The sequence below is a fragment of the Microvirga sp. HS2 genome (genome assembly GCF_055792805.1).
Window position 1 is genome coordinate 1 of the sequence record NZ_JBVVAJ010000024.1, and the last position, 25,541, is coordinate 25,541.

At 59.9% G+C, this 25,541-nt stretch carries 23 protein-coding genes and 3 pseudogenes; 10 read left to right on the forward strand and 16 right to left on the reverse strand.

The window, feature by feature from the left end; all coding sequences use genetic code 11:
* From ACS5Q0_RS18820 to ACS5Q0_RS18830, 3 genes and pseudogenes are all read left to right on the forward strand, one after another.
* A pseudogene (locus ACS5Q0_RS18820) lies at positions 1-122 on the forward strand (tyrosine-type recombinase/integrase); the annotation flags it as partial.
* A gap of 70 nt (positions 123-192) precedes the next feature.
* Positions 193-892, forward strand: a protein-coding gene (locus ACS5Q0_RS18825) for an IS6 family transposase (protein ID WP_473128183.1) whose coding sequence is annotated in 2 segments (ribosomal slippage) — positions 193-351 and positions 353-892 — 699 coding nt in all. Because the reading frame shifts where the segments join, the coding sequence is not laid out codon by codon here.
* Between the two features lie 54 nt (positions 893-946).
* Positions 947-1,391 (forward strand): annotated as a pseudogene (locus ACS5Q0_RS18830) (IS5 family transposase); the annotation flags it as partial.
* 9 nt (positions 1,392-1,400) lie between these two features.
* Here the strand turns inward: ACS5Q0_RS18830 and ACS5Q0_RS18835 are convergent.
* Both ACS5Q0_RS18835 and ACS5Q0_RS18840 read right to left on the reverse strand, forming a co-directional pair.
* Entirely contained in the window at positions 1,401-1,640 is a 240-nt protein-coding gene (locus tag ACS5Q0_RS18835; protein WP_473128184.1) for a nucleotidyltransferase family protein, read from the reverse strand.
* 139 nt (positions 1,641-1,779) lie between these two features.
* Positions 1,780-2,364, reverse strand: coding sequence for a histidine phosphatase family protein (locus ACS5Q0_RS18840; protein WP_473128185.1), 585 nt, complete (start codon positions 2,362-2,364; stop codon positions 1,780-1,782).
* A gap of 145 nt (positions 2,365-2,509) precedes the next feature.
* Between ACS5Q0_RS18840 and ACS5Q0_RS18845 the strand changes: the two genes are divergently transcribed.
* Complete coding sequence (locus tag ACS5Q0_RS18845) at positions 2,510-2,941, forward strand: SAM-dependent methyltransferase (protein ID WP_473128253.1); 432 nt, start codon at positions 2,510-2,512, stop codon at positions 2,939-2,941.
* 492 nt (positions 2,942-3,433) lie between these two features.
* Positions 3,434-4,048 (forward strand): tetratricopeptide repeat protein, encoded by a 615-nt coding sequence (locus ACS5Q0_RS18850; protein WP_473128186.1) that lies wholly within the window; start codon positions 3,434-3,436, stop codon positions 4,046-4,048.
* A gap of 105 nt (positions 4,049-4,153) precedes the next feature.
* Here the strand turns inward: ACS5Q0_RS18850 and ACS5Q0_RS18855 are convergent, their stop codons facing one another.
* Entirely contained in the window at positions 4,154-4,504 is a 351-nt protein-coding gene (locus ACS5Q0_RS18855; RefSeq protein WP_473128187.1) for a DUF2200 domain-containing protein, read from the reverse strand.
* 179 nt (positions 4,505-4,683) lie between these two features.
* On the opposite strand from ACS5Q0_RS18855, the gene ACS5Q0_RS18860 reads away from it, so the two are divergent.
* A complete protein-coding gene (locus ACS5Q0_RS18860) occupies positions 4,684-5,364 on the forward strand; it encodes an SOS response-associated peptidase (protein WP_473128254.1) in 681 nt (226 codons plus the stop codon).
* Between the two features lie 915 nt (positions 5,365-6,279).
* Here ACS5Q0_RS18860 and ACS5Q0_RS18865 read toward each other — a convergent pair.
* The 6 genes and pseudogenes from ACS5Q0_RS18865 to ACS5Q0_RS18890 form a co-directional block, all read right to left on the reverse strand.
* Complete coding sequence (locus tag ACS5Q0_RS18865; RefSeq protein WP_473128188.1) at positions 6,280-7,203, reverse strand: hypothetical protein; 924 nt, start codon at positions 7,201-7,203, stop codon at positions 6,280-6,282.
* A 123-nt stretch (positions 7,204-7,326) separates the two neighbouring features.
* The gene (locus ACS5Q0_RS18870) at positions 7,327-7,590 is read right to left on the reverse strand and encodes a hypothetical protein (RefSeq protein ID WP_473128189.1); all 264 of its coding nucleotides are present in this window, start codon (positions 7,588-7,590) and stop codon (positions 7,327-7,329) included.
* 106 nt (positions 7,591-7,696) lie between these two features.
* Positions 7,697-7,957: a hypothetical protein gene (locus ACS5Q0_RS18875; RefSeq protein ID WP_473128190.1), complete on the reverse strand. Its 261-nt coding sequence runs from the start codon at positions 7,955-7,957 to the stop codon at positions 7,697-7,699.
* Positions 7,958-8,297: 340 nt separating this feature from the next.
* A pseudogene (locus ACS5Q0_RS18880) lies at positions 8,298-9,592 on the reverse strand (ISNCY family transposase).
* A 152-nt stretch (positions 9,593-9,744) separates the two neighbouring features.
* Complete coding sequence (locus ACS5Q0_RS18885) at positions 9,745-10,110, reverse strand: cell envelope integrity TolA family protein (RefSeq protein ID WP_473128191.1); 366 nt, start codon at positions 10,108-10,110, stop codon at positions 9,745-9,747.
* A 339-nt stretch (positions 10,111-10,449) separates the two neighbouring features.
* Complete coding sequence (locus ACS5Q0_RS18890) at positions 10,450-11,478, reverse strand: IS110 family RNA-guided transposase (RefSeq protein ID WP_473128192.1); 1,029 nt, start codon at positions 11,476-11,478, stop codon at positions 10,450-10,452.
* A 437-nt stretch (positions 11,479-11,915) separates the two neighbouring features.
* On the opposite strand from ACS5Q0_RS18890, the gene ACS5Q0_RS18895 reads away from it, so the two are divergent.
* The 3 genes from ACS5Q0_RS18895 (at position 11,916) to ACS5Q0_RS18905 (ending at position 13,551) form a co-directional block, all read left to right on the forward strand.
* Complete coding sequence (locus ACS5Q0_RS18895; protein WP_473128193.1) at positions 11,916-12,392, forward strand: MgtC/SapB family protein; 477 nt, start codon at positions 11,916-11,918, stop codon at positions 12,390-12,392.
* Positions 12,393-12,587: 195 nt separating this feature from the next.
* A complete protein-coding gene (locus ACS5Q0_RS18900) occupies positions 12,588-12,896 on the forward strand; it encodes a TFIIB-type zinc ribbon-containing protein (RefSeq protein WP_473128194.1) in 309 nt (102 codons plus the stop codon).
* Positions 12,897-13,065: 169 nt separating this feature from the next.
* Positions 13,066-13,551 (forward strand): response regulator, encoded by a 486-nt coding sequence (locus ACS5Q0_RS18905; protein ID WP_473128195.1) that lies wholly within the window; start codon positions 13,066-13,068, stop codon positions 13,549-13,551.
* On the opposite strand, the gene ACS5Q0_RS18910 is transcribed toward ACS5Q0_RS18905, so the two are convergent.
* The 3 genes from ACS5Q0_RS18910 to ACS5Q0_RS18920 all read right to left on the reverse strand — a co-directional run bounded on the left by ACS5Q0_RS18910 (position 13,539) and on the right by ACS5Q0_RS18920 (position 15,654).
* A complete protein-coding gene (locus tag ACS5Q0_RS18910; RefSeq protein WP_473128196.1) occupies positions 13,539-13,829 on the reverse strand; it encodes a hypothetical protein in 291 nt (96 codons plus the stop codon). The genes ACS5Q0_RS18905 and ACS5Q0_RS18910 overlap by 13 nt on opposite strands.
* 356 nt (positions 13,830-14,185) lie before the next feature.
* Positions 14,186-14,623 carry a VOC family protein gene (locus ACS5Q0_RS18915; protein WP_473128255.1) on the reverse strand — a complete coding sequence of 146 codons (438 nt, stop codon included), beginning with the start codon at positions 14,621-14,623 and terminating at the stop codon, positions 14,186-14,188.
* Between the two features lie 77 nt (positions 14,624-14,700).
* Positions 14,701-15,654: a helix-turn-helix domain-containing protein gene (locus ACS5Q0_RS18920; RefSeq protein ID WP_473128197.1), complete on the reverse strand. Its 954-nt coding sequence runs from the start codon at positions 15,652-15,654 to the stop codon at positions 14,701-14,703.
* A gap of 224 nt (positions 15,655-15,878) precedes the next feature.
* Between ACS5Q0_RS18920 and ACS5Q0_RS18925 the strand changes: the two genes are divergently transcribed.
* Complete coding sequence (locus ACS5Q0_RS18925) at positions 15,879-16,115, forward strand: hypothetical protein (RefSeq protein ID WP_473128198.1); 237 nt, start codon at positions 15,879-15,881, stop codon at positions 16,113-16,115.
* A gap of 340 nt (positions 16,116-16,455) precedes the next feature.
* Here ACS5Q0_RS18925 and ACS5Q0_RS18930 read toward each other — a convergent pair whose 3' ends face one another.
* The 4 genes from ACS5Q0_RS18930 to ACS5Q0_RS18945 form a co-directional block, all read right to left on the reverse strand.
* Positions 16,456-17,223 (reverse strand): outer membrane protein, encoded by a 768-nt coding sequence (locus ACS5Q0_RS18930; RefSeq protein WP_473128199.1) that lies wholly within the window; start codon positions 17,221-17,223, stop codon positions 16,456-16,458.
* A 123-nt stretch (positions 17,224-17,346) separates the two neighbouring features.
* Positions 17,347-21,618, reverse strand: a complete 4,272-nt coding sequence (locus ACS5Q0_RS18935; RefSeq protein ID WP_473128200.1) for a SwmB domain-containing protein — start codon at positions 21,616-21,618, stop codon at positions 17,347-17,349.
* Positions 21,619-22,243: 625 nt separating this feature from the next.
* Positions 22,244-23,515 (reverse strand): lytic murein transglycosylase, encoded by a 1,272-nt coding sequence (locus ACS5Q0_RS18940; RefSeq protein WP_473128201.1) that lies wholly within the window; start codon positions 23,513-23,515, stop codon positions 22,244-22,246.
* A 62-nt stretch (positions 23,516-23,577) separates the two neighbouring features.
* Complete coding sequence (locus ACS5Q0_RS18945; RefSeq protein WP_473128202.1) at positions 23,578-25,497, reverse strand: transglycosylase domain-containing protein; 1,920 nt, start codon at positions 25,495-25,497, stop codon at positions 23,578-23,580.
* Positions 25,498-25,541: the final 44 nt, after the last annotated feature.

Sequence of the window (25,541 nt, forward strand, 5' to 3'; positions counted from 1 at the left end):
AGTACGCCCGCCTGCTAGCGTCCTGGCTTCGTGCGATTGGTCTGGATCCCCTCGCCTACGGCACCCATTCCTTACGACGGACCAAAGCGTCGATGATCTACCGAAGGACGGGCAATCTCCGGGGTTCTGTTGCAACTCTTTCTTTCCTACCGCGGGACTATGGCCTGCGCTGGCGAGAGAGGGTGAGGTGCGATGTTCAAGGGTAGGCAATTCGATCGGTCGGTGATCCTGCTCTGCGTCCGATGGTATTTGGCTTACAATCTGAGCCTGCGGAACCTCGAAGAGATGATGGCGGAGCGCGGTGTTGAGGTTGACCATGCCACGATCCACCGGTGGACAGTCCACTACGCCCCCACTCCTTTTGGAGCAATTCAACCTCCGCAAGCGGACCGTCAACCGGAGATGGCACATCGATGAAACCTATATCAAGGTCCGCGGACGGTGGACCTATCTCTATCGTGCCATCGATAGCACTGGTGACACAGTTGAGTTCTGGTTCAGCGAGCGCCGCAATCTAACCGCGGCCAAACGCTTTCTGGCCCGAGCACTGAAGCGGCACGGCCGGCCAGAGCGGATCGTGATCGACGGCAGCCAGACCAACCGCGAGGCGATCGTGTCCTGTGATACCGCAGACCGGCTCCAGAATCAGTCCAGGCGGAAGGTGACGCCAATCCGGATCCGGCAGAGTGCCTACTTGAACAATCGCATCGAGCAGGATCATCGAGCGATCAAGCGGCGTATCCGGCCCATGCTCGGGTTCAAGTCCGTAGCCACGGCTCGTGTGATCATCGGCGGCATCGAGATGGTACACATGATGCGCAAGCAGCAGGCGAAGTATGCCTGCAATCGGCAACTATCGCTCGCCGAGCAGTTTCACCTGCTCGCCGCATGAGTGAATACGAACCGCTCTGAGATCTTTCTGTCCATAGTCAGGAATTGCGACAAAGCCGGCGGAAAAGGGGGAGCTCACGCAAGCGGTTGGCGTCTCGCGCGGCGGCCGAACAACGAAAATCCATTGTCTGGCCGATGGTCGTGGCCGGATCTTTGCCGTCGCGCTGACGCCGGGCAACATGGCCGACATCACGATGGCTGTGCCGATCTTGGAGGCTCTGGCGCCGACCAGGCGGCTCATCGCTGACAAAGCCTATGACGCGGACCGGCTCCGCACGTGGCTCCAAGACAAGGGCATCGAAGCTGTCATTCCGGGCCGTGCCGCTCGTGCCGTTGCCTATCCGCTCAATCGCGCCGCATACCGACGCCGTAACGTCATTGAGCGGATGTTCGGCCATCTCAAGAACTGGAAGCGGATCGCAACGCGCTATGACCGGCTGGCTGTGAACTATCTCGCCGCCATCGTCCTCGTCGCGACAGTGACTCAATGGCTTGGGTGAGTCCCCTACCTAGGCCTCCCAGAACAGATCGGAGCTATCGAAGTAGACAAGATCATAATCTTTGATCCCAGTCCGCCTCGGTCGGCCTGTCAGTGCATTCCAGACCGTCTGGTAGATACACCCTCCACCCAAGCGCCAGTGGGGGAGGTCGACCCGGCAAGCGGCCGTGAGAAGCTGCATCAGATCAGGATCGGCACGGATGATCTGGCCCAAGCTTTGGATATCATCTGGTTCCTGGGCTGGAGTCATACCGCGCTGAAGCCTCCGGTTAATCAGCCATGCAATTATCCAGCCTAAGCTCACTCCACACAGGGCTATCGGAAATTGCGCAGCCGCCAAGTGGCTCCTTAATCCTCATCCAGAACCACATTCTGTCCCAGGGAACCAACTACACGCTCATCCAGAACTCGTCTTCCTGAAGGTGAGTGATGCTGCCCGGCTGCACTCGGAAATTGACGTAGCCGACGCTCTCCAGGGGCATCTTGATCCAAGCCGCAACCACGAACGTGAGCGCAAAGCTATGGGTGACAATGATCTGGGTCTTGCATGGCCGGGCTAGGATCTCATCCACGGCTCCGTAGATGCGGCTGGCCAGTTCACGCCTGGTTTCGCCGTTCTCGATCCCGCCTCGGTGATCCATCCGATTATCGTGGGGGGCCGGGGTCTGTCGGGCGTTCAACCATGATTGGGGCTGCCCCTCGGCCACCCCATAGCTCATTTCGCGCAGCGCCGGCATCAGGATGGTCTCAACCCCGAGCTTGGTGGAAATGGCGTCCGCCGTCTGGGCCGCTCGGAGCAGATCGGAGCTGAAGACTTCAACGTTACGGCCTTGAAGCCGCTCCATCAGACATCCGGCTATCACTTCCGCATCTTGGCAGCCCTTGGCCTTCAGCTCCGTATCATACCAACCTCCAACCCTCCCCTCTACGTGATGGACGGACTCTGTATGGGTCACAACGAAGAGAGTTCTCATGGTCACACCCGTGCAGCATTATCTAGGTCTGGCTTCCTGGCAGATCACCGCTACTGAGTTCCACACGGCCTTATCCGAAATTTGCCGACAATCTTCTCACAATGGAAGACACTTAGCCGCTATACGGCGCAACGAAGGAACATCAATGGCCAATGAAATATCGGCTCGCCTGCTCGCTATCGTGAACGCGCTTCCGCTGCGCGACGGCTTACGGGTGCTGGAGATCGGCTGCGGTCCGGGAGCGGCTGCGCGCGAGATTGCTCGGCGCATCGGTGGCGGGCACGTCCTGGCGATCGACCGATCTGCCAAGGCCATCGCACAAGCGCAGGCCGCCTCGGCCGATGAGGTCGCATCCGGAAGATTGAATTTTCGTCAAGTTGCGGTGGAAGACTTTGAACTGGCTCCCGGAGAGGCGCCTTTCGACCTCGCCTTGGCCGTGCGGGTAGGCGCTCTCGACGGACGCCACCCGCAGGCCGGGATTCGCGCTCGTGCCCGCATCAGAGTTGCGCTGGTCCCAAGTGGGCGGCTCTTAATCGACGGAGGAAATCCCTTGCGGGAGGTCCGACTGATCGACTGAGGCAAAGGCAGAACCAAAGGGCGCAGTGGGCTAGCCCCTTGCATTCCGTAAAGGGCATTACGCGCAATTCGGGCTGTTTCGGATAATTAGTCTTTTGACAAAAAGTTGTATTTTCCGGCATTAAGAAGCCTTAAGTTGTGCGCCTCGGCCCGGGATTTTACGACTGGCTAGCCCGTCAAAACCTTACCGTTCCTGTGCGCTTCCCAAATGCACACAATCCCGACCAATGCCCATTTACGGACATCGCAGCCCCTAAGCCATTGACATTAAGCCGATCAGATCGGCACATAAGTAATCCCCTCAAGGCGCAATTTTTTCGCAACGGAGAATAGCGCCTTGAAAACTTCCCTCTTGATCAAGCTGATCCTCGCTGTAACCGGGTTGCTCGGGGCTTTGACACCCTTTCTCGCTGAGCTTCGGCATTGGATCTTTCAAGCTCTCCCGCTAGGCTGCTTTGTGAAATCCTAATCCAAGGGTCTGAGCGTGTATGTCATGCGGAGCTCCTGGCGCCTCTTTTCACTTCTGTGGCTGGCCTTTGTCGCACCTTCCGAGGCTGGGTCATCCGGCCGAGAGGCGCGCAATGCCTATCATGCCGGCGACTATGAGTTGGCGTTGTCCCTTGCTCGATCCGCCGCTGAACAGAACGATGCGGAAGCAATGAATTTACTAGGGCTGATGCATTATAGCGGGCGCGGAACTCCGAAAGACGATAAGGCAGCGCTTCGTTGGTGGGAGTTGTCGGCTCAGCTTGGCAACTGCAAGGCGCAGTACAATCTAGGAATGATGCACCAGAAGGGGCGCGGCGTTCCAAAAAAGCTCGTTAATGCCTTCCAATGGTTCCAAAAGTCCGCCGACCAGGGCTGTGGGATCGGGTTTAAGGGGCTTGCGGAAATGCGGGAAACTGGCGGGTACTTCCTTAAAGATCCCAAGGAGGCGCTTGCTCTCTATCGGAAAGCGCTGGACCTCTTCGAGCAAGAACTGATCCGCGACCCCGCCAATCGGCCGAATCTCGACAAGCAAATCGATTTAGTCCGAAGGGGGATTAAGAGAGCTGAGCACATCATCCAATATGGAGATGGATCGACCCCTCCCGACTCTCATCGCTAGAGCGGCAACGAACGTCTTTTGCCGCTTGATATTGAGTTTCAAGCTTCCCACAATCTTGGAAAGGTGCCTTGGAACCGCACCCTTCTACAAGAAGATCGGAGGCGTTCATGCCCGAAGGATCTTGTCGATCGCTTTGCCCTTGGCCAGCTCATCAATCATTTTGTCTAAGTATCGGATTTCCCGCATAGTCGGTTCTTCGATGCTCTCGACTGTGACGCCGCAGACCACTCCGGTGATCATTGCCCGCGACGGGTTCATCCGAGGTGCTTGGGCGAAAAAGTCTTCATAGCTTATTTGCCTCTCAAGCTGCTCTTCGAGGGCATTTTGCGAGTATCCCGTCAGCCAACGAATGACCTCGTCAACTTCGGCCTTCGTGCGCCCCTTCTTCTCCGCCTTGGCGACCAAGAGAGGATACACTTTGGAAAAGCTCATTGCATAGATGCGATGCTTCACCATCACCGGTCACTCTTCGCCCTTGTTGTCGTACTGCGCTCGGCTGAGCTCTTGGGCGAGTCCAATGAGTATTCCTTCAGGCCCAAGGATATAGCAGAGCCTATATCATGCCTAATCGGAATTGGATCTTCTAGGGTCTCCGGCTAGGCTGCTTTGTGAAATCCCGATCCAAGGGGCTGCGCATGTGCAACCTTTATAGCGCCTACAGCACGCAAGCCGCGATGCGGAAGGCCTTCGGCGTCACGCGCGATAACGCCGGAAACCTGCCGCCATTGCCGGGGATCTTCCCCGATCAGATGGCCCCGGTCGTCCGGCTGGCCGATGGCGAGCGGGAGTTGCTTCAAATGCGGTGGGGCTTTCCTCCTCCTCCGAAGGTCGGCAACCATCCCATGACGAACGTACGCAACGTGTCCTCGCCGTTCTGGCGCGCATGGCTCAAGCCTCCGTATCGGGCGCTTATTCCCCTCACCAGTTTCAGCGAATATGCAGATACCAAGCCGCGCAAGACTCCGATCTGGTTCGCCCTGAACAAGGATAGGCCGCTGGTGGCATTTGCGGGGATCTGGCGGCCTTGGAAGGGTATTCGCGGAACCAACGCTGATCCCGTCGAAGGGGAACACCTGCTATATTCGTTCCTGACCACGGAGCCGAATAGCGTCGTCAAGCCGATCCACCCCAAGGCCATGCCGGTGATCCTGACGACGCCGGAAGAGTTTGAAACCTGGCTCTCCGCCCCCGTGGAAGAGGCTCTAAAGCTGCAACGTCCTTTGCCGGATGATGCGCTCGAAATCGTGGCGGAAGGTCACAAATCGGACCAGCCGGAAGCCGCGTGCCAGCCACTATCGTCCCAACGCGCAAGGTAAACCGCTTACGAAAGGCTCGATGAGCTAAACCGCTATGAAAATAATACGCTGTATCACCATCGTTATTATCCTAATTGGCGCGTCTCTCTCGTTGGCCCAAGCCGACGTGCGGAACGTAACGAGAGATCCAAACGATGAAGTGGCTGCTCGGATGCTTGGGTATGGGGCGGGAGTGCTGAGGAGTTGCCCAAACCTATATATCTCAGATGAGACAGTGGGTGCCTACCTTAAGATGGGAAATATTCGATTGGATGATATTTCGCCGGGCGGCAGATTGCATAAAATCTATGAGGAACGTCGCGCCTTCGCAGAGAATCAGAATTATAGCGACGTTTGCGAAAACCTACTGATTACTGACTCTTTCTTGTTTAAGTCTCGCCGTTAAGTGGCGGAAGGTCACAAGTCGGAGCGGCCGCAAGCTGCATGATAACGGCAAAAGTTACGGTTTATCGGGTTCTGAAGTTCGCCGGGGTCGCGTACTTGCTGGCGTATTTAGCGACCTGTGTGAGGCGTTGCCGCTACCGAACGCTACGTTTTGCAGTCGGGAGCGCGCGTTTATCGACAGCCATGAGGCTCTGCGCCGTGTGATTGCCGGAAAGGGAATGAACCGGAGAAAGTCTCTGTTCCCCGGAACCCCTAAGCAGACTGCGGAGGAGGTCTACGCCGCCAATCCGAGGGCCTAGGAGATCAAACGCACTCTCTTGGGCTACACTTCTGCCTGGGAAGTGACTGCGACGGAGCGGGTCGCCAATGTTGATCGCCCTGGAACATGGGAAGGGATCTTCAAGGCCAACATGTGCGCCGACAAGATCGTTGAAGCTTGGACGGTGAACCACGACTAGCGGTCGCGGATCGAGGGGTTGGCGCGCGTCTCCACACATTGCCTGATCATGGCGAAGTCCTGCAAGGAAACATCTATTGTGCTGCAATAAATGAGCGGAGGAGGATTTCAGCCTTCTCTTTGATTTCGCGCCACATCGAGAAATAGACGCGCCGGTAGTAAAGTTTCACACTCGCATCAATGTCAGGCAGGAAGAATAGGTGCTCACAGTGAGGCACCAGATATGACTTTGGATCCTCCTCACGTCCTTTGACCTCAAGGGCATCACAGAAGAGGATGTCGGCACTCTTGGCGGTCTCGTCCCCGACAATAAAGTAGTCTTGTGCCCTACGCAGCTTGCGATATTCGTCGATTGGACCGATTCCATAGCGCCGCAGGCCGTGCACCGTTCCTTTCTCGACAATTCGGAACTGGTCCCGGATTTCGGGCGGCACCATGATCAACATATCAAGCTTAATGTCTCTAAGGATCTGAAAGATCCGAGGCCCTCCTTGAAGCTTCCCGGTAAACGCAGACGCTACTTGGATGGAAACGGTCGCGCCGCCGCCGCGGATTGAAAAATCACGGATGTTCTCGGCTGTCCGAGGGGCAAAGTCAGGGAGGAGTGCTGTTAAGGAAAAGGAGTCTGAGTAAGGATGTTCTGGCTTGATATAACCCCTTGTTGTCAGGGTCGAACTCGGTACGCCAAGAGCGCCCGCGTAAGCAAAGGGTATTCTCAACTCGACAATGTTTTGAGCCGAGCCAATCGCCCAAGGAAGGTGCTGAACCTTGGACCGGTCCTCCAGAATTACCTTACGCCCAAGCTCGTACTCGTGCTGCTGCATCACGGTTTCGGCATGAGCTAATGTGATGCCCGACGCCACGAAAGCGGCGGCGAGTGAGTAAGTAAATTTCTGCAACTGGCTTCTCTGATCCTTGAAGCCAAATTTAGAGGCTGGCGTCTGATCCGTAAAGTCAGCCCAACGGGATCCTGACATTTGGATGGTAGCTACAAACATACATCTGTGTCAGAACCCGTTAGACGAGTCGCTGATTGTCCTCATTAGAGATGTCACTCCTTGGAGATCTTTGTGCTCTCTGCTACGGGGCATTCTAAGCCCTCACCTGTCCGCATTGCACAGTCATTTACCTGAGCTCAGAAACGTGATGATAACGAACAGTCCGAGCATCCCCGGCAGGCTGAGGGCGATGGCGAATACAGCTATGAAATCTCTGTGTCGCCAAAGTCCGTAGATCGCCGGTACAATCGCAGCGGCTGCGGCAACGCTGCCGAGCGGGATCATGGGTGCCCCCGTTCCAGAAATGAACCCTCCGACTGTGAGGAAACATGAGAGTGCACCCAATCCAAGTGCACACAATGTTGCGGCGGATGGATCGCGCTCCATGTCGGCCTCTTTCCAGTAGGTAGTTTTCGGCAACTGTGTCCCAGGACAGAGGCACTCAAAGTGCTCTTTCGCAGGAGTCCGGTTGGACCATTCTTACTTCAAAGATCTATTTCGGCCTGACACCTAAAATGTGCTTCCAAACGGTTCCGCCGAAGAAGCGATTGAAGATCACAAAGTAGCCGATCACGCTGATGAGGAAGGCCAAGGCAGGCCAGCCAGACAGTGCAAACCCCTTGTCCGTCGTGCTTCCTGTTGCACTTGCAATGAACGTCCCCAGGATGAAGAAGGCCGAGAACAAATCGAGCACATAAGCCAGGACGATCCGCCAGTGGGACACTGGCTTAGGCTGTAGGGTCTGCGAGTCCACGTTTGCTTCCTCCAACCGAGTCTTCATAAGGCTAGGACTTGTCTCATGGCTTCTTAGCCTAAGGAAAGCGTTCAAGCCATCCTGCCCGGTAGGGAAGAGGATCCAGATCCACGGAACAGGACTTTGAGATCATCACGAACTCTATTCGTGATTGCACCAACGATGAGGCGCAACCTGTCCACACGGCCCTCGGCGCACCTACGGCGCTTCATGATGAGCGCGGAGGCCTTGGGCCTTCTTCGCTCCGCTTCGATCAGAGTAGCGCTGGGGGCTCTGGGGGCGAGCAGCGCGGCGGAGCTGATCAGGTTGCGCAGCCGCGCTGCGTTCGTCGGACAGGGCATCAACCGACCTTGAACAGGTTCTTGGGCTGGCCGCGTCGGCGCGGCGCCTTGCGGCTGCGGCTCATATCGAGATCCTTCTGCCGCTCGGCGCTATAGGCGAGCACCGGGCCGAGCCGCTTGTTCTCGACAATGGCGGCCTGATCGACCTGCTGGCGACGATCAAAGACCTTGTAAGGCAACTCGATGCCGCGATGTTTGATGGCAAAGCGGCCGTCCGGATAATCGTAGACGGTCACGCGCTCGCGGGCGAGGGCGCGGGTGATCGCGTTCGGCTCGAGAATGAACAGCACCTGGTCGGATTGCAGCGTCAGACTGTTCGAGACCGTCCGCTCCTCCTTCCAGGCAAACGCCTCGTCGAGATCGTCGTATTCCCCCAGCGGCCGGTGGAGATCCGTGTCGCTGTAAGGGACCTTGGCGAAGCGGCGGTTGTAATCCTCCACGAAGGCCGGCAGAAAGGCGTTGGCCGCTTCGATGGTCGCAATCCCAGCCAGCCGCAGCCCTTGACCAGCCGGTCTTGCAAGGTGCCGTTGGCGCGCTCGACGCGGCCCTTGGCCGGCGGAGCGTTGGCACAGATGATGTCGATGTTGAGCTGATGCAGGGCCCGGCCGAACTGGGTCATGCCATCGCCCCCCGTGGTGCCAACCTTGTTAACGCGGAAGGTGGCGTGCTTATTGGAGTAGAACGTCACCGGCTTGCCGTAGCGCTCGAGATACTCCCGCGTCACAGTGAAATAGTCGAAGGTCGATTCCGTCGGCACGAACTTCAGATGCATCAGGCGACTGGTTGCATCGTCGATGAACACCAGCAGCGTGCATTGAGGACCACGGTCCTCGAACCACCAATGCTCGGAGCCATCAATCTGGATCAACTCGCCCATCCGCTCGCGGCGATTGCGCGGCTGATGAACGGAAGGAAGGCGCCGGCGGCGATCCAGCCACAGACCTTCCTCCATCATCCATTTGCGGACTGTCTCTCGGGACACGGGACAACCATGGGTCTCCCGCAGCTTCTCAGTGGCCAATGTCGGACCGAAATCCGGATAGCGTTCCTTGATGATCGTCACAACCAAGTCGCGGACCGATGCGGGAAGCCAATTGTTTCCAGGCTTGCCGCGGCGCTTGGACGCCAAGCTGACGGCTCCGTGCTCCCGGAAGGCCTTCAGGAGCCGGAAGACCTGCCGACGTTTAAGCTGAAGCAGGGCGCACGCGTCCCGAACGGTGATCCGACGGGCTTCTAAATCCATCAAGACATTGAGCCGGGAAAACTCCTTGTTGCTCATCGACACCACCGCCATCGGCCACGTCCTCCTGCAACCCCGAAAAGCAGGAGAGTGCCATTTGAACTTTGCAAGGGGGTGTCATCTCTATATTGCAGCTACAATCTGGATTCGCGTAACCCCTGTTTATGGAATGAGGAAGGCTGTTCATGCGGCAGTTGGCATGCAGATCAATGCGTAAAATCAACCCGAAGCTGTAAGCGCTTCCATTGTTCGTAGGAGCCGCTGAATGACGCCGGAATACGATATGGCGCACAGCGTCGAACAGCCCTGAGAACGGCCTGACCAGCATCAGAGTCCGACTGCTCCACAACCTTTGGCAATTCAGCCAGATCCCCATCTGGTTTAAGGCGCATTTCAATGCTCACGCTGCCTGACTTGCTATTCAGAGGTGGAGCGAAACAGCGGGCAATTTGGCTATGGAGAAGCCGATTGAGAGCCTCTCCCTGAGCGTTGGTCCCGGCGCGAGTTGGTGTTGCTCCAACAACCGCCAACAAGATCGCAGCCAACACCAAACGGATCATGAAACGTTCCATTTATCTGCCTAGGACGTAAAGCAGACTCGCCTTTACGTCCACTTACTCCGGATCAGATCGCGTAATTCCGATAAACCTGTGTGCTCGGCGCCTGCGTGGCAAGGGGTTTTTGGCGTTTTGACGATCTGGTCGTGGGCAGCCATGTGTTCGGCCTTGTGATGCGGCCTCATGACCGCGGGCCTTGATGAAGTTCGCGGATCAGGTCCCCAACATTTATGCTGCGTCAGAGCGCAACGGCTTATCACGGGTTTGTCTGATCCCCGGCTCGACCGGTTCGTCATCACACCATCACCACCTCCACCAACCTTGCAAACTCCTCATCCGGCTCCTGGGAGCAGCTTATGCGGCCGCAGCAGCCGGAGCGCGGTAACCCTGGTTGCCCTGCAAGACGGCCCAGGCGACCCGAGCCAACTTGTTGGCAATGGCGACCTTGACGATGCCGGCTGGACGGCGGGCCAAGAGCGCGTTGATCCATCCCGCAGCCGCTGAGGCTTTGCCGCGGGCATGCCGCAAGAGTGTCGTGGCCCCGAGCACTAGAAGCCGGCGCAGATAGCGATCCCCTTGTTTGGAGATGTGCCCGAGCCGCACCTTGCCGCCCGTCCCACTCTGGCGTGGCACCAAGCCGATCCAAGCGGCCAAGTGACGGCCCGAGCGGAAGGAACCCGGATCCGAAATGGTGGCCGCAATCGCGCTGGCCGTGATGATGCCGACGCCGGGGATCGTCTCCAGGCGTTGGCTGACCTCATTCGTGCGATGCCAGGCCAGGATCTCCTGCTCGGCCTCAGCAACCCGGAGATGGGCCTCCTCAAGTTGCGCGATAATCAAACGGATGCAGCGCCATGCCAGCTCCGGCAAGGCTGCCCCTCGGGCCTTCTCGGCCACTTCCCTGAGCTTGGGGACGCTCGGCAGCCCTTGGGGAGCAATGATGCCGTATTCGGCCAGATGACCACGCAGAGCATTGACCAGCATGGTCCGCTGCCGCACGAGCAGCTCGCGTGTACGGTGGAGCATGAGCACGGCCTGCTGCTCAGTGCTCTTGATGGCCACAAAGCGCATGGTCGGGCGGGTCACGGCCTCGCAAATGCCCGCAGCATCAAGGGCATCGCTCTTGCCGCGTTTGACATAGGGCTTCACATAAGCCGCAGGCATGAGCCGGACCTCGTGCCCGAGAGCCGCCAGCTCTCGCGCCCAGAAGTGGGCGGTGGAACACGCCTCCATGCCGATCAGGCAGGGCGGCAATCGGCGGAAGAAGCCGATGAGCTCACCTCGGCGGAGCTGACGGCGGATCAGAACCTGTCCATCCTGATCAATGCCGTGGACCTGGAAGACGTGCTTGGCGAGATCGAGACCAACAGTCGTGACTTGCATCGGAGCGGCTCCCTGTCTGGCGCTGAGGCAATCACCCTACCTCATAGGGCGCTGCCGGGAGCAGGCGCCGTCCACTCCATCAGTTATGGGATGACGCGTTGGATGCATTCTTGCACCCACGGATGCCCCCAAAGATAGCTCGCCACTAAGGCGAGAAGGGCAAGGTTGAGAACAACAAGTAGGGCGACGACGATCGAAGATCGCCTCTTGTGCTGGCGAAGGCGGTTCCGGGCCTCCTTCGCTTTCCGGAGCTGTTCCTTCAGGTTTGGTTCGCGCAACAGCTCAGGTCACCGCGCAATCGTTTACATCTGACCCTTCTTTGCCAGCCTCGCGGGCGTGTGGGAAGATAGTCCGCGCAATTCGTCGAAGACGCTATATGGAACCGAAACTTGGCCTGAGGTCTTCCCGTGCATCGAGTTCGATGCCGTGGAAATTGAATGGACCAGATTGAGCACCTGCTAGAATCGTTTCGGGTTATCCCTCATATCGCCGCCTTGGCCTTTGCCTATGTGCTCGCCTTACCGATCGGATGGGATCGGGAGCGCCATGAACGAAGTGCCGGCTTGCGCACCTTTCCCCTTGTAGCGGTCGCAAGCTGCGGGTTCGTTCAGGCAACGGAGGGCATCACGGGCAATTCGCCCGAGGCGCAGGCGCGGATCATCGAAGGTCTGATTACCGGCATTGGCTTCATTGGTGGTGGTGCTATCATCAAGCAATCCGGTGCCGTGCAGGGCACTGCCACAGCGGCGGGCCTATGGGCAACGGGCGCAGTCGGAGCCGCGGTCGGCCTTGGCAGCTATGATGTGGCTGTCGTAGTCACTCTGTTCACCATCTTCACCTTCCGCGTCCTGTCTCCGGTGAAACAGCAGGAAACGCCCGGCGATGATATTGGCCCTCCATCGGGTTCCTCATGAAGTGGTCTCTGCGTGGTCAGGGTTGAAGGCTGCTCTCAGTACGACCATGTATTCTTTGCGGGCCGGGCCCCTCTGACAGGCGCGATCGTGTGGCTGTGATGTCGGACCGCAGTGAGAACGCCTGGTGCTGATCAGTGTAAGACTGATCAGCCGTCCGGGTCTGTTATTCTATTATCAGCCTCAGGAGGCCCGCCTATGACCAGCGCCGTCGGTATGCCGTGTCCCGTCTGTCACGTTTCCCTCGTGATGAGTGAGCGACAGGGTGTCGAGATCGACTATTGCCCCCAATGCCGGGGTGTTTGGCTCGACAGAGGGGAGCTCGACAAGATCCTTGAGCGAAGCGCCCAAGAGGCACCAGCCGCTGCTCCAGTCCAACAGCCTTCCTTTTCAAAGCCGCAGTACGATCAGGGCCATGATCGGGGCTACGCTCAGCCCTATGGGCACGGCCATTACCAGGGCCAGCCCAAGCGGAAGAAGTCCTTCCTTGAGGAGTTATTCGACTGAGACACTCGAAACGCGGAATGCAAAGGCCCCGTTTCGGGGCCTTTTGTTTGCAGAGAGCGACTGATCTTATACCTGAGTGGGAACGTAATTCGCAGGAACGCCTTTACAGAACCGGCTCCGGTTGATGATGCCCTCTGGCTGTCCATATATGCCTGACATGAGGGGCATCATGACAGTTCTGGTCGTTGAGGATGACCCGTTTGTGCGGGAGATGGCAGCAACCCAGTTGGAAGATGCGGGTTTCGAGGTCATTGAGGCCGTCAACGGCGGCGAAGCCCTAAGGCTTCTGCAAACCGAGATCACCGTTGATGTGCTGCTGACCGACATCCGCATGCCGGAAGCTAATGGCTGGGAGGTGGCCAGAGCCTACCGCGAGCGTTTCCCAGATCTGCCCGTCATCTACGTGACGGGTTATGCCGAGCAGATTCAGCCTGTCCCTGGAGGAATCATCCTCTCGAAGCCTTATAAGATGTCGGATTGGACTCTGGAGGACCGAGCTTGCTTGAGGAGAGAGCTTTCCGAGAAGACGCGTCATGGAACCCGTCACGGTCGGCGACAGCGCGAAATACCTCCGGCCTTTCGACCGGGGCGGTTTGAGTGCGCCGTCACCCGAGGCGGCCTCCGTAGCGTCGGCTGGCACCACTATTTCAAGTGAAGAATGACCGGACCATCCGACACTTTCGGTGCACTCGCGCCAATGTTCGACGCATTCTGCCCGATCCAGTCCTTGGCCTTTTGGACGCTTTCATCGGCGCCTGTCTTGTCCTGACAGACCGTGATCGTGACGCCACCATCGCCGGTGCGGACCAAGGAGTAACTGACAAATCCCTGTACCGACCGCATCAGGCTTTCGACATCCGACTGACGCTTCTCCAGCAGATCAAAAAGCTCCTTGGCCCCTTGACCGGAGTAGGTTCTGATCACCGCGTGCATGGATCTTTCCTCCGTTTAGCGTCCGCCCTCCGTCGGAAGCTATCGCACGACCGATGTGGATAGCATCGCGTGTTGGGGACGAGGGAGCGTGCACCTCAATGAGTGGGGCGTCAAATGGGCATGGCTCGCACTCGCGGCTGCACGAGGTACATGCGCAGTGGCTCTCACACGCTAGCGAAATGCTGACTTGTGACAATCATCGGCCGCAGCGGCTGAAGTTCCGGATCGGGTCAAACTGAGCCTTTAGGAATTGGCGCATGAAGGGCCGCTTACCCCACGACTGTGGAAGCTCGTCTGCCGTGTGCCAAGAGCCTCCGTTTGGGTCGGCCCCGAGACTCTTCCACTGTCGACCCGTTTCAGTCGTTCGCCAGATCGTCCCGGAGGCTGCCAGTGTCCCATATTGCAGACTGTGTCTTGCCAAGATGCGAGAGCACGTTGAGTATTTTTCCTGTCGGGTCGGAAATGAAGAAGCGTCTTACACCCCACGGCTCGTCGGTCAAATCATGGACGAACTCACATCCCATTTCTCTCGCACGACGATGAACCTCGTCCACGTCGTCGACCTCTATCGACAGATCGGGAACGGGCGCACCTGAGCCGCCTTCGCGGAGGAGGCTAATCTGGGTGAGGGCAGTCTCGCGGGAGGTCAGCGTGACGATCCATTCCAGATCCATGATCGTCGCGAGCCCGAAGAGATCGGAGTAGAATTTCCGAACCACCGGGACTGTGTCTGTGGCAACGTTCGCGACGATACGGTGTACGGTTACTTTGCCCCTGGCTGGAACAACGGGCATTGACATCGTGATCTCCTTTCCGCGTCGTTTGACGCTACTGCGTAGCTGCGCGGAGCAGAGGATGTCTTGAATGAAAACTAAGAAGTCAGATCCAGCACATGCCCGACATATGGCCGAACGCTGGCGCGCAGGCGGCCTGGCGTCATCGACGCGAAATGCTCGACCTCGCGTGTCATATGCGATTGATCCGAAAACCGCGCATCGATAGCCACCCCTGCTAGGCAAGCGTCCGGTGACAACCGATCAAGCGCGGCTCGAAATCTCTCGATCCGGAGATAGTGTTTCGGTGTGACGCCGACATTCCGAACAAACAGTTTTCGGAAGACATAAGGCGAAAGCCCAAGTTCCTCGGACACATCCTTTATGGCCATCCCCGTTCTGAGACGCTCAAGTCCCCTGTTCAACACCACCAGTGCCGAGACGTCGCCAGTTCGCCTTTCGATTTCGTTCTCGAGCAAATCGAGCACGGCATCGTGTGTCTTGAGGCTCCGGAGGCGGTCTCCGAGACAAGCGGCAGCGCCGCCCCAGAACTGCGACAGATCGATCACGCGGTCCGTAACGTCGTGGATTGGCCCGAAGAGCGCGCCGGCCCCGCCGGGACGGAAACTGACCCCACAGAGCGCGACCTGAGGCCTGCGCCAAATACGGCGGGGCATGGTCGAAGGGCCGTGAAGCACGTGCAGCGAGCCCGAGGCCCGATGTGCCTCGTCCGGATCCTGTTCGTGGAGCGGGGTTCGTGAAAGGCTGAACATGATCTGCGCCCGCCCCGAAGGCAGAAGCGTCTCGTATCCATCCGCCGTCGCGTCCGAAACGCACCAAAGCCGATCAGCGATGAGCCTCGCGGTTTCACTCCTGGGCTCACGAGCCGTCAGCATCGAATCCCCCTGATTGGGCAGGTCTTCATCCGGTACAATCCTACCAGCCGCGGTGAGAAGGCAAAAGCAACCCGCGAATAACAAGGGCAGCTCTGGTTCGCAACATCGCCACCAGCGTCCTGCTGCCAATCTCCGGTACTCACCCATCGCGGCCATTTGCGGCGCCTGGATCGAAGGGCCGCTTTGGGTTAACCTCTGAGGTTTCCTGCCCTTCCAGCAGGTCAGGATTCATCTCCTTGAGCAGACGATCGAGCCCCTCTCAATTGTGCTAACCACTGGGCGCTTCGTCATCCAGAAGGCCCTCTGGAAGGAACACCGCAGCATGATGGGAATTCCCTTAGGGAGGCGGCGATGCAGCCACCCCTGGAGGAGTTCGCCTGATGCCAGACCGCAAGCAGGATGGTCAACAGCCCGAGGCTTTGCGCTCGCTGAAATCCGCCGCGAAGGCGGGAAGCCAGAAACCACAGAACCAAGGTCTTGTGGCCCATGGCGACACCGCGCCGATCGCTGCTCCTCTGGAGCAGGAACAGGATGCCGCCGCGAAGGTGCTTCAGGAGGGCGTCAAGAAGAACCCGGAAGGGATGGAAGAGGCCGCCCGGAAGACTCCTGAGCGCTAGCCTCCCCAAACCCGAGATCCTCTCAGGGCGATGGAGAGCATGAGGAACGCCCATCTCGGTCATGTAGTGGGCGTTGTGGTCGGGGTTCGTCCCTAAGGGCGGCAAACTGCGACCTCGTGCGGCACGAATGAGAAGTCAGCTTACCACTCGAATACGGACGCTCGGTCTACGACTGCTTCGTGCCGAAAGCTGCCCTTCCCGTTGACGATCTCTCCATCAGCGGCGATGGCAGGGACCTGAGGTTTCGAAGGTCAGCCTGAGAACCGCATGCGGTGGATCAAGCGCCGATATCCATCAGAAGAAGCAACAGCACTGAGCCCGATACGCTAAATCCGATCATTCAGAAGCGCACATTCAGACCGACCCGGCTGATCCAGCCGTCGTTTTTGAAGCGGTAGCTCGCCTCGTCACTGGCCCGCGCGAGCGTCAGCGTCTCGTCGGTCAGGTTGTAGTAGAGCGTCTCGCTCTTGATCGACACGGTCTGCGTCAGCCTGTGCTCCGTGCCGGCCCCAAGCACGAACCCGGCACTCCACTCCTCGCTTCTCGCCTGCGGGCCCAGGCCAGGCGGCGTGACCATGACCTGTCCCAAGTGCTCAATCTTGGCATAGGCCAGACCGCCGGTGACGAAGACCAACGACTGCTGGACGAGCGGTAGCAGACTGGGCATCGTCACTCCGACACGGCCCTTGATCGTACCAAACCAGTTCATCTGCGAGCTCAGATCCGTGCGTAGGACAAACGCTCCGTCCACCCCGTTAAAACTGCGCGATCTGCCCACGTCCATCGCCGTAAGATCCGCCTCTAGACCAGCCACGAGGCTGCCGAACTGCCATAGATAGCCGACCTGCGCACCGCCCCCGAAGGCTGAGTCACTCAGACCCAACCGGGTGGGTAGTGCATCCGGGCTGACGCCCAGCACGCCGGCGCGCTCTGCATCGCCGCTATCGCGGATCCAGGCGCCGTGCACGCCGGCATAGAAGCCGCTCCATGTGAGGGTGGGAACCGCTTGGACCGGAAGAAGCCGCACTGCCTGCCCCGGCAGGTCGGCGGCTGAGGCCACGGCTGTCCCGATAAACAGGGCTGACATGGACAGGGACAGGCGCTTCATGAGGGTCTCCAAGGATTCGGCAGAGGGCAGGGCAACGCCCATACGAGAGCTATAATCGGCAGGTCACATCGTCGCCTTGGCAGGGCGGGCTTGAACGGCGGGAAGGGTTCCCTCCCGCCGTGCTTAGAGGATCACATCACTAAAGGCGAACTTGCCGACGATCTTGATCTGGAAATCGGCCCGGCCGTCGCCGTTGACGTCGCCCATCAGCACGCCGTGATCGTAGCGCAGTTGCCCAGCCTTGCCGGTGAAGCCCGCCTGCAGGAAGGCGCTGCTCTCATGCCAGAACAGGAACGGCACGTCCTTGCTCGTCCAGGTGAAGGCTTGGTTGCCCTTGAGATGGGTGTTGGCATCGATGCCGCGCAGGTCAATCCGGTCGTGCCCAGACTGAAAGTCGTAGATCACGTCGCGCTGCGCGCCGACCTTGCTGTCCTTCACCGAGGTGAACACGAACACGTCCCGGCCGGAGCCACCCCACATCTTGTCGCGCCCGAGCCCGCCCGTGATGCGGTCGTTGCCAGCCTCGCCCTTGAGGATGTCATTGCCGGCGTCGCCAAAGAGCTGGTCATTGCCCGTCCCGCCCCACAAGCTGTCATTGCCGGCGCCGCCGAACATCGTGTCGTGGCCGGTATTGCCGTAGAGCCGATCACGGCCATCGCCGCCCTCCAAGCGGTCATGGCCCGAGCCGCCGAAGAGCCAGTCACTGCCCTCTCCGCCGGATACGGTGTCGTTGCCGGTATCGCCGTAGAGCCAGTCGTTACCGCCATGGGAGCCGACATAATCGTTGCCGCCCCCGCCATGGATCGTGTCGTCATCCGCACCCATCACGATGCGCTGGCTGGCGCTGTCCGCGACGATGAACTGGGCACCGTTGCCGCCGTAGAGTTCAGCTGCACCCTTGAGGGCGATGAAGCCGATGTCGTTGACCTCGACCTTGCGACGGATGCCGTCGGATGAGGCATCCAAGACCATGAAGTTCGCGTAGCTCGGCAATCCCGAGAGGATGGTGTCGCGGTCGGCCACGCCAGCGAGCTTGATGTCGGTCACGACACTCAGGAGCCCCGCTTGGAGTGCCGCCTCGACGTACTTGGTCGACCAGCCCGGGATCGACGCATCGATGTCGCCGAAACTCCCGCCCTTGCCGGGCACGGTTGTGTCGAAGCCGAGAAGCCTTGCCAGGATGACTGTGAAATCCTGCTTGTTGATGCCGCCGACCGGATTGAACACCTCGGCTTGCAGTCCGGCGCCTGTGGCGAGCTGGGCAAGAATGGCTGCCTTCGCGTCGGCGGTCCGCAGCGCGATGTCGGCATACATTGCGCTGCCGGAATCGTCCGCACGACCCGAGGGAACCCCTTGCACCAGGATGGAATTACTCGCGATACCGTCACCCGTCCTCCGGACGGTTTCGATCACCTCGACGCCGTCGACCATGTTGCCTGAGGTGGCGTTGGTGACGGGAAGGTTCATGAAGCCGGCGCTGTCGTTCCCGGCCATGTCCTGGATCGCATCGCCGTCATCGCCGAACGTCGGATCCTCGTAGAACACGGACACTGCCTGTCCCTTCGTCACGGGCGAGGCAAGGGTGATGACGACGGTATTGCCCTCTGCTCCGAACGCGCGGTTCGAGATCGTCACGATCTGGCCGTCGACAAGGACGGAGAATCCGCTGATCAGGGCATTGGCGCCGCCGTGGATGTCCAGTGCCTCGCTGTAGGTGAGGACAAGGCGATCGCCGTTGATGGTCGCCGACTGGACGGTCGGAGCCATGGTGTCGATGGCGCCGCTCCCCTGGACCACCGGGGTCGAGTACCCGATCTGCTGGTTGCCTGCGGTGTCCCTGATGGTCAGGTTGACGGGGATGGGCTGCCCCTGGGCAAAGCTCTGGCCGCCACCGGTGACGGTGAACGTGGCCGTGTAGGTGGTGTCGTTGACCTTCGTGAGGCCTGACAGCCCGTACCCGCCGACGGTGCCGGATACGAGGGAGTAGGTGTCCTCATCGGCCGCCACCTTGATCGTGACGGACACGACATCTCCGGGGCCATGCACGCCATCCATGATCGTCACGTTCTCGATCACGGGCGGGGTGTCGTCCTGCGTCAGGTTGGTCACGTCACCGATGACATTGCTTAGCGCATCGTTCCCTGCGCGATCCTGGATGGCGTTGCTGTCGTCGGCCGTCGGGTTGGGGTCAGAATAGGCGACCAAGACGGACTGACCGTGACGGGCCGGGGCGGCCAGGGTCAGGATCACCTGATTGCCGCTGGTGGCCACGGCGGTGATCGCAACGGGCTGGCCGTCGAGATGGACCACGAAGGCTCCCGCATTCGCGGGATGTGCGGCATCCAATGCCTCGCTGAAGGTGATGGTAAGCTGGCTGCCGTTCACCGTCGCGTCCGTGGAGTACGGGCGCATGCCGTCCACCACGATGGCCTTCGCGTCGCCCAGGGAGCCGGGCGATCCAGGGAGCGGGAGCGTCAAGACGGCGTCGTTGCCGAACGCATCGCGGATGGTCGCGCCGTTGAGCTGGAGGGACGTGGACCCGGCGTAATCCAGATCCGCCGAGGTGTCTCCGCCCGTGATCGTGTAGGAGAACGTCAGCGTGTTCGAACCCGAACCGCCGACGTAGGTGGCCGGACGGTCGACCGAGCCGAACCTGAGCATCAGTTGCAGGTTTCCGATGACCGTGACCGCCTCGTTGAGCGCAACCGTGATCGTGATCGTGTCGCCGATCGCGTAGGTGCCGTCCTGGCTCGGGCTCGAGACGCCGACGACGGATGGAGGCACCCTATCGACGGTGTAGGCCTCGCCCTCCATGTATCCCCCGGAAAGCGGATTGCCCGCCTGGTCAACGATCCCGGTGCGGATGCCGTTCAAGTAAAGCTGCATGCTTCCGGCACCGGACACATTGGATACAGTGACCGTGTAGGTCGATCCGCTGCCGGAGACGCCCATGACGTGGCCCATCGCCGTCCCGTCGAGCAGAAGCCCGAAGTCGTCCGCGGTAACGCCGGTCACGGGCTCGTCGAACGTCACGGTGAACGTAAGGGTATCGGCATTCGTCCCTTCGTCACCGGTGCGCGTGATCGAGGAAACCCTAGGATCCGTCCTGTCGGGGTTCGGAGTGACGTTGGTGACCGGGAAGCCGAGAATGCTCGGGGCGTCGTTCCCGACCCTATCCTGGACGGCATTGGCATCATCGCCCGTGGTTGGATCGGCGTAGTACACGGTGACCGACTGCTCGAACCCTACCGGAGAGGCAAGGGTGAGGGTCACCTCAGATCCGCTCATTCCGACGGCCGCAACTGGGACTTGAATGCCGCCTACCATCACCGTGAAGGCAGCTGGGAAAGGCATGTTGATGATGTCGACCGCCTCGCTCAAAGCCAGGGTAAGTCGGTGTCCGTCGACCGAGGCCGAAAGTAGGGCCGGAGGCGTGTGGTCGAGCTCGAAGTGCTCGCCCGTCCTGAAACCTCCGTCGACGATGGGGTTTCCGACCGCATCGGAGATGCCCGTTCCGGAGTTCAGGAGGTCAAGGCGAAGGGTGCCGTCACCGGCAACGTTGGATACGGTGACGGTATAGCTCCTGGAATCGGTCGTCATGACGCTCTGGATCGCGCCCATGGCAGAGCCTGTCCCGACCAGGACGAAGTCGTTGGCCGTTACCCCGGTGACTGCCTCGTCGAACGTCACCGTATAGGTGAGGGTACTGGCGTTCGTGAGGGATGGAGCGCCGCCCGACCGGACGATGGAGACGACGGAGGGGGGCGTGGTATCGGGCACCATGGCCGGCTCGAGGTCGATGTTGTCGAGGGCGATCGTGGTGAAGTCGGCGAGGTCGCCCTCGATTGCGATCGAGTCGATGTTCCCCCAGAAGTCGGAGTCGAAAGTCAGCTTCGCTTTGATGCTGCCGTCGCTGCCGGAACCCGTTGTGCCGACGAAATGACCGGTCAATCCGACCGTGCCGAAGCCGGAGTAGCTCGTGAACAGGTCGACGTTGTCGTGCGCGACTTCGACGCCGTCCCTGTAGCCCGTGATGCGGATGGACCGGGCCCCGTCGTAGTTCCAGGTAGTCGGGTTGAAGAACATGGAGGCGATGTTGAAGGAGGCGAGACGGAAGGAGGAGCCGTCGGCAGACGAGACCGTGAACCTGTTGACCCCCTCCTCCGCGTTGCCGTTGAAGAGGACAAGGTTGCTCGACATCCCCACGTCAAAGGCGAGTTGGTCTCCCATGTACACGGCGGTCCAAGGAGCCGCTCCCCCGGTCTGCGAGTACGTGAGTCCCCCGAATGTGAAAGACGATTGTGCGGAGCCGTCGCTGACCGGAGCCGTCTCGAAATCCTGGTCGGCCGGCACTGCGTTCGTGGAGAACTGCGGGGTCAGGGTCTCGTCGGCCATGGGTGTCCTTCTCTCTGGAATCGTCCTGCACCGTGGCCGGGAGGCATGGCGCGACAAAAAACCTATATGGAAGGAGCTGACCTTAGGGAAGGCGAAACCTCAGGTCTCAACCGCGACGAGGGTCCCGCAATAAGCAGCAAGATCCGCCGAACTCGATCCGTTCCATCAGGTGATTTCCGGCTCCATCTCCAGAGGGAGGCTACGTGAGTGTCGAAGAGGAACTGGACCGAAGCGCGCCGGACTGTTCGGAGAGGAAGGCGAATCAGCACAATGGACCGAGATCACCAGGAAGCCGGGTCACTGCCATTGATCAGGTGATCCTGATCTGCGCTCACGGGACGTTAATGTCGCCTTCGGGTCAAACTGGGCAGTTCAGCCTAGCTGTGTGAAGGTCTCCTTTGACTTCAATAACGGCACTCTGGTGCGACGCCATCGTTCCATTGGACCTTGCCCATCAGAAACGGTCTGCCATTCTGCCCCCATTCAAAGCGATTTATGCGAAGCCAGAGCGGCTCCTAATGGGAAGAGCGGTGTAGAGTATTTTTCCGCGATGTGGATCCGGTTTACCGCTCAAAATTACGGCAAGGCAAACAAAAGAGCTGATTCCACGTAAGTGGAAACGGCTCTAGCGGATCATTGAACTGAAGACTGCATCAGGAAAGCAGGTCTCCGCGCGCCCGCTTTGCGTTTGCCACTGGCCAATAGCCGTGCGCGTTGCAAAGCCAATCAGACCATCGACTTTTCCGACATCGTGACCTTGAGCTTGCAGGCGCTCCTGCATGGCCTGGATGTCGCCTCGCTTCATAGCATCAATCCGCTTCCAGGCTGTCTGAAAGCCGGTGCCGCCGCGCAGTCGATCAGCCAAGTGGCCGATGAACAGAGCATAGAGATCCGACTCGTTGTACTGCTTGAGCACATAAAGGTTCTGCGACACCAGAAATGCCGGTCCCAAGCGGCCGGCCGGCATCAGTAAGAACGCGGTGGTGTCGCTGTTCTCACTCGGCAGGGACGTGTGATCGGCACGCGTGAGGCCGAGTTGTGCCCACTCCCGCAGCGGCTTGCCTCGCCGCGGCCCTTCCAGGGTGCAGGAGACGCTTGCCGGAACGTGCACCTCCATCCCCCAGCCCTGCTCCGGCTTCCACCCAAGTTCCTGCAAATAGTTGGCGATGGACGCCAAGCTGTCCGGCACTGAGCCCCAGATGTCGCGGCGCCGATCGCCATCCGCATCGACAGCATAACGCAGGAACTTCGACGGCAGCAGCTGCGGCTGTCCCAAAGCCCCAGCCCATGAAGACAGCAAGGTCTCCTCCGGCCAATGATCCTGCTCCAGGATCAGCAGCGCCGCGAGGAGCTCTGGGTAGTAGAGAGTGCGCCGCCGGCCCATGAACGCTTGCGTGGCCAGAACCCTCACGGCCTGAAGCTTGGGCCTGACACGGCCGAAATGCGACTCGCGGCCCCAGATCGCGACAAGGATTTCCCGTGGCACGCCATAGCGCCGCTCCAACTCGTCGAGGGTGGCACCCCACTGCTTCAGAAGGTTCACCCCTGTCTGTGCGAGCGAGGCGAGTTGGTCTTCCGAGAAGTAGCGGCCGGGGCTCTGGAACTCGGCTTGCCGCTGATCATCCCGCACGGGCTCTTGGCCGGGGGGCTGCAGTTCCGGCAAACTCCAGTCGAGCGTGAGGGGCGCCCGGGCGCGGTCGAACGTCTCGCGCGAGATGCCCTGCTTTTGCGCATCGGGCCAGACAGTGCCTACCAGCCAATCGCGGAACTGAGCCTCAACCTGTTGTCGCGTGTCTGATCTCTGCGCCTGCGCAGGGGAGCGCTCCGCTGCCACAACAGCGCAGAGACCTATCATGACCAAGGCCGCAAGCACGCGGCAGAGATAACGAGTGAGCATTATGAGCATCCTCGATCGGGGTGATCGTGACGGGAATACATCCGCTCAGGGCCTGGAGGACCTTACGTCCCTTTCTCCCTGAGGGGCATCTCTCGAACTGACGGAGGTCCAGGCCTGGTCAGGGTCTGCGGGAGGGAGGAGAGCCAATCGACAATCTTGCCTGGTTCAAGACCTCTCTTGGAGCGCGTGCTCGCGAGCCGCTGCTCCTCAAGCCTCTGCTGCCGCTCGCCCCACTCGTTCACAGCAGTGACAACACGCCCAAAGTAAGCAGCGGGAGCGCCCCCACCGGCAAGAGCAGGCCCGGTTTCGCCGCGGCGGCGCCCCATCCAAACCCCGAACACCCGCTGCTCGCTCCAGCCGATAAACCAAGCATCGGTGTTCCCGGTTGAGGTGCCGGTCTTCCCATAGGCAGGCCACTTCTTTAACCGTGCTGCGCGCCCGGTCCCGTTCTGAACCACTTCACGCAGAACCGTTCGTGTCGGCTCGATACATCTCTCCGGAATGACCCTCTTGCGCATGGTCGTGAGAAAATCAGCCCGGACCTGGCCCCGGCCATCAACCACTGCCAGCACGCCGGATGGGTCGACACGATAGCCGCCATTGGCCACCGCCGTATAGGCTGCCGTCATGGCCATGACATTGCTCGAGGAGGAACCGAGGACAAAACCTGCGTCGGCTGCAGGGCCGGGGTCGATCCCGATGCGCCGGCTGACGTCAGCCACAGTGTTAGTTCCAATCTCTTGTGTCAGCCGCACGGCTGCGGCATTGCGCGATGAAGCAATGGCCTCCTTCAGCGTCGTCTGCCCGCGATATCCCAGCTCGCCGTTCGAGGGCCAAGTCCCTCTTACCGGCTGGTCCATGACCCGGCTCTCCGGAGACTTGCCGGCCTCGCAAGCCGCGACGAGCAGCGACAGCTTGGCTGTCGAGCCGACCTGAACATTGCCTTTCACGGCATTGTTGAACTGGCGCTGAGTCCAATCGAGGGAGCCGACCATCGCCTGCACGCGCCCGTTCGGCGCCATCATCACAGCGCCAGCATCATACTGCGGCGGGACAGCTCCCTCCTGAGCCAGTCCGCTGAGCTGTTGCTCGGCCATGTTCTGAAGCCGAGGGTTCAGGGTGACAAAGAACCGGACGGTCTCCCCCGGCTGCACGTACTTGTCGCCCCAGGTCTCCACCACCCATTCGGTGAAGGCCTGCGGCTGGATCTTGAACTCCGGCAGCAGTCCCGGGCGGATCCCGGCCTCCTCGGCCTGGCGGCGTTCCTTGTCGGTGATCATGCCCTGCTCCGCCATGAGCTGCAGGACGAGGAGCGCTCGTTGACGGGCTTGCTCGCGAGTCTGCTCCCGCAGCGGGTTGAGGCGGGCGGGCGCTTTGACCATGCCGGCCAAAAGAGCGGCCTCGTAGAGGGTCAGATCCTTCGGCTCTTTGCGGAAGTAGTGCCGGGTTGCCCGATACAGCCCAACGATGTCGCGTCCGCCGAACTCGATCTGGTTCAGGTAGGCCGCTAGGAGTTCCTCTTTTCCGACGGCTTCGTCGAAGAGGCGGGCGTGCCAGACCTCAGCGCCTTTGCGCTCAAGCCGACTGAGTACGTCACTTCCACGAAGATCGTGGAAGATCAGGTTCTTGAGAAGCTGCATCGGGATCGTGCTGCCACCCCGGGTCAGTCCGCCTTTGAGCACCGAAAGCAGTGAGACCACATCAACGCCACTGTGATCGAAATAGCGCTTGTCCTCGGCGGCAACGATCGCTTGTTTCATCACCTCAGGGATCTCTGAGGGGGCGAGCGCCACAGGACAACGGCAGTAGGCATCCCAGCCTTTTGTGGTGCGGGTGACCATCACCTGTGGCGAAGAAACCAGAAGCCGGAGAGAGCGGGGTTGCAGATCCCAGAAGTAGACTGGATTGGCTGCTTGTGCGGCGGGTGCATTTGAGAGGCAGGCAAGCAGGAGAGCAGTAGCAAGAGCCAAGGCGCGGGTCATTGGAGGCCCTGTGACGCGCCGACCGATTCGACGCCAAGACCTTC

Coding starts and splice junctions, on each gene's coding strand:
- ACS5Q0_RS18835 (WP_473128184.1), bottom strand. CDS start 1,640: ATGACTCCAGCCCAGGAACCAGATGATATCCAAAGCTTGGGCCAGATC.
- ACS5Q0_RS18840 (WP_473128185.1), bottom strand. CDS start 2,364: ATGAGAACTCTCTTCGTTGTGACCCATACAGAGTCCGTCCATCACGTA.
- ACS5Q0_RS18845 (WP_473128253.1), top strand. CDS start 2,510: ATGGCCAATGAAATATCGGCTCGCCTGCTCGCTATCGTGAACGCGCTT.
- ACS5Q0_RS18850 (WP_473128186.1), top strand. CDS start 3,434: ATGCGGAGCTCCTGGCGCCTCTTTTCACTTCTGTGGCTGGCCTTTGTC.
- ACS5Q0_RS18855 (WP_473128187.1), bottom strand. CDS start 4,504: ATGGTGAAGCATCGCATCTATGCAATGAGCTTTTCCAAAGTGTATCCT.
- ACS5Q0_RS18860 (WP_473128254.1), top strand. CDS start 4,684: ATGTGCAACCTTTATAGCGCCTACAGCACGCAAGCCGCGATGCGGAAG.
- ACS5Q0_RS18865 (WP_473128188.1), bottom strand. CDS start 7,203: ATGTTTGTAGCTACCATCCAAATGTCAGGATCCCGTTGGGCTGACTTT.
- ACS5Q0_RS18870 (WP_473128189.1), bottom strand. CDS start 7,590: ATGGAGCGCGATCCATCCGCCGCAACATTGTGTGCACTTGGATTGGGT.
- ACS5Q0_RS18885 (WP_473128191.1), bottom strand. CDS start 10,110: ATGGAACGTTTCATGATCCGTTTGGTGTTGGCTGCGATCTTGTTGGCG.
- ACS5Q0_RS18890 (WP_473128192.1), bottom strand. CDS start 11,478: ATGCAAGTCACGACTGTTGGTCTCGATCTCGCCAAGCACGTCTTCCAG.
- ACS5Q0_RS18895 (WP_473128193.1), top strand. CDS start 11,916: ATGGACCAGATTGAGCACCTGCTAGAATCGTTTCGGGTTATCCCTCAT.
- ACS5Q0_RS18900 (WP_473128194.1), top strand. CDS start 12,588: ATGACCAGCGCCGTCGGTATGCCGTGTCCCGTCTGTCACGTTTCCCTC.
- ACS5Q0_RS18905 (WP_473128195.1), top strand. CDS start 13,066: ATGACAGTTCTGGTCGTTGAGGATGACCCGTTTGTGCGGGAGATGGCA.
- ACS5Q0_RS18910 (WP_473128196.1), bottom strand. CDS start 13,829: ATGCACGCGGTGATCAGAACCTACTCCGGTCAAGGGGCCAAGGAGCTT.
- ACS5Q0_RS18915 (WP_473128255.1), bottom strand. CDS start 14,623: ATGCCCGTTGTTCCAGCCAGGGGCAAAGTAACCGTACACCGTATCGTC.
- ACS5Q0_RS18920 (WP_473128197.1), bottom strand. CDS start 15,654: ATGGCCGCGATGGGTGAGTACCGGAGATTGGCAGCAGGACGCTGGTGG.
- ACS5Q0_RS18925 (WP_473128198.1), top strand. CDS start 15,879: ATGCCAGACCGCAAGCAGGATGGTCAACAGCCCGAGGCTTTGCGCTCG.
- ACS5Q0_RS18930 (WP_473128199.1), bottom strand. CDS start 17,223: ATGAAGCGCCTGTCCCTGTCCATGTCAGCCCTGTTTATCGGGACAGCC.
- ACS5Q0_RS18935 (WP_473128200.1), bottom strand. CDS start 21,618: ATGGCCGACGAGACCCTGACCCCGCAGTTCTCCACGAACGCAGTGCCG.
- ACS5Q0_RS18940 (WP_473128201.1), bottom strand. CDS start 23,515: ATGCTCACTCGTTATCTCTGCCGCGTGCTTGCGGCCTTGGTCATGATA.
- ACS5Q0_RS18945 (WP_473128202.1), bottom strand. CDS start 25,497: ATGACCCGCGCCTTGGCTCTTGCTACTGCTCTCCTGCTTGCCTGCCTC.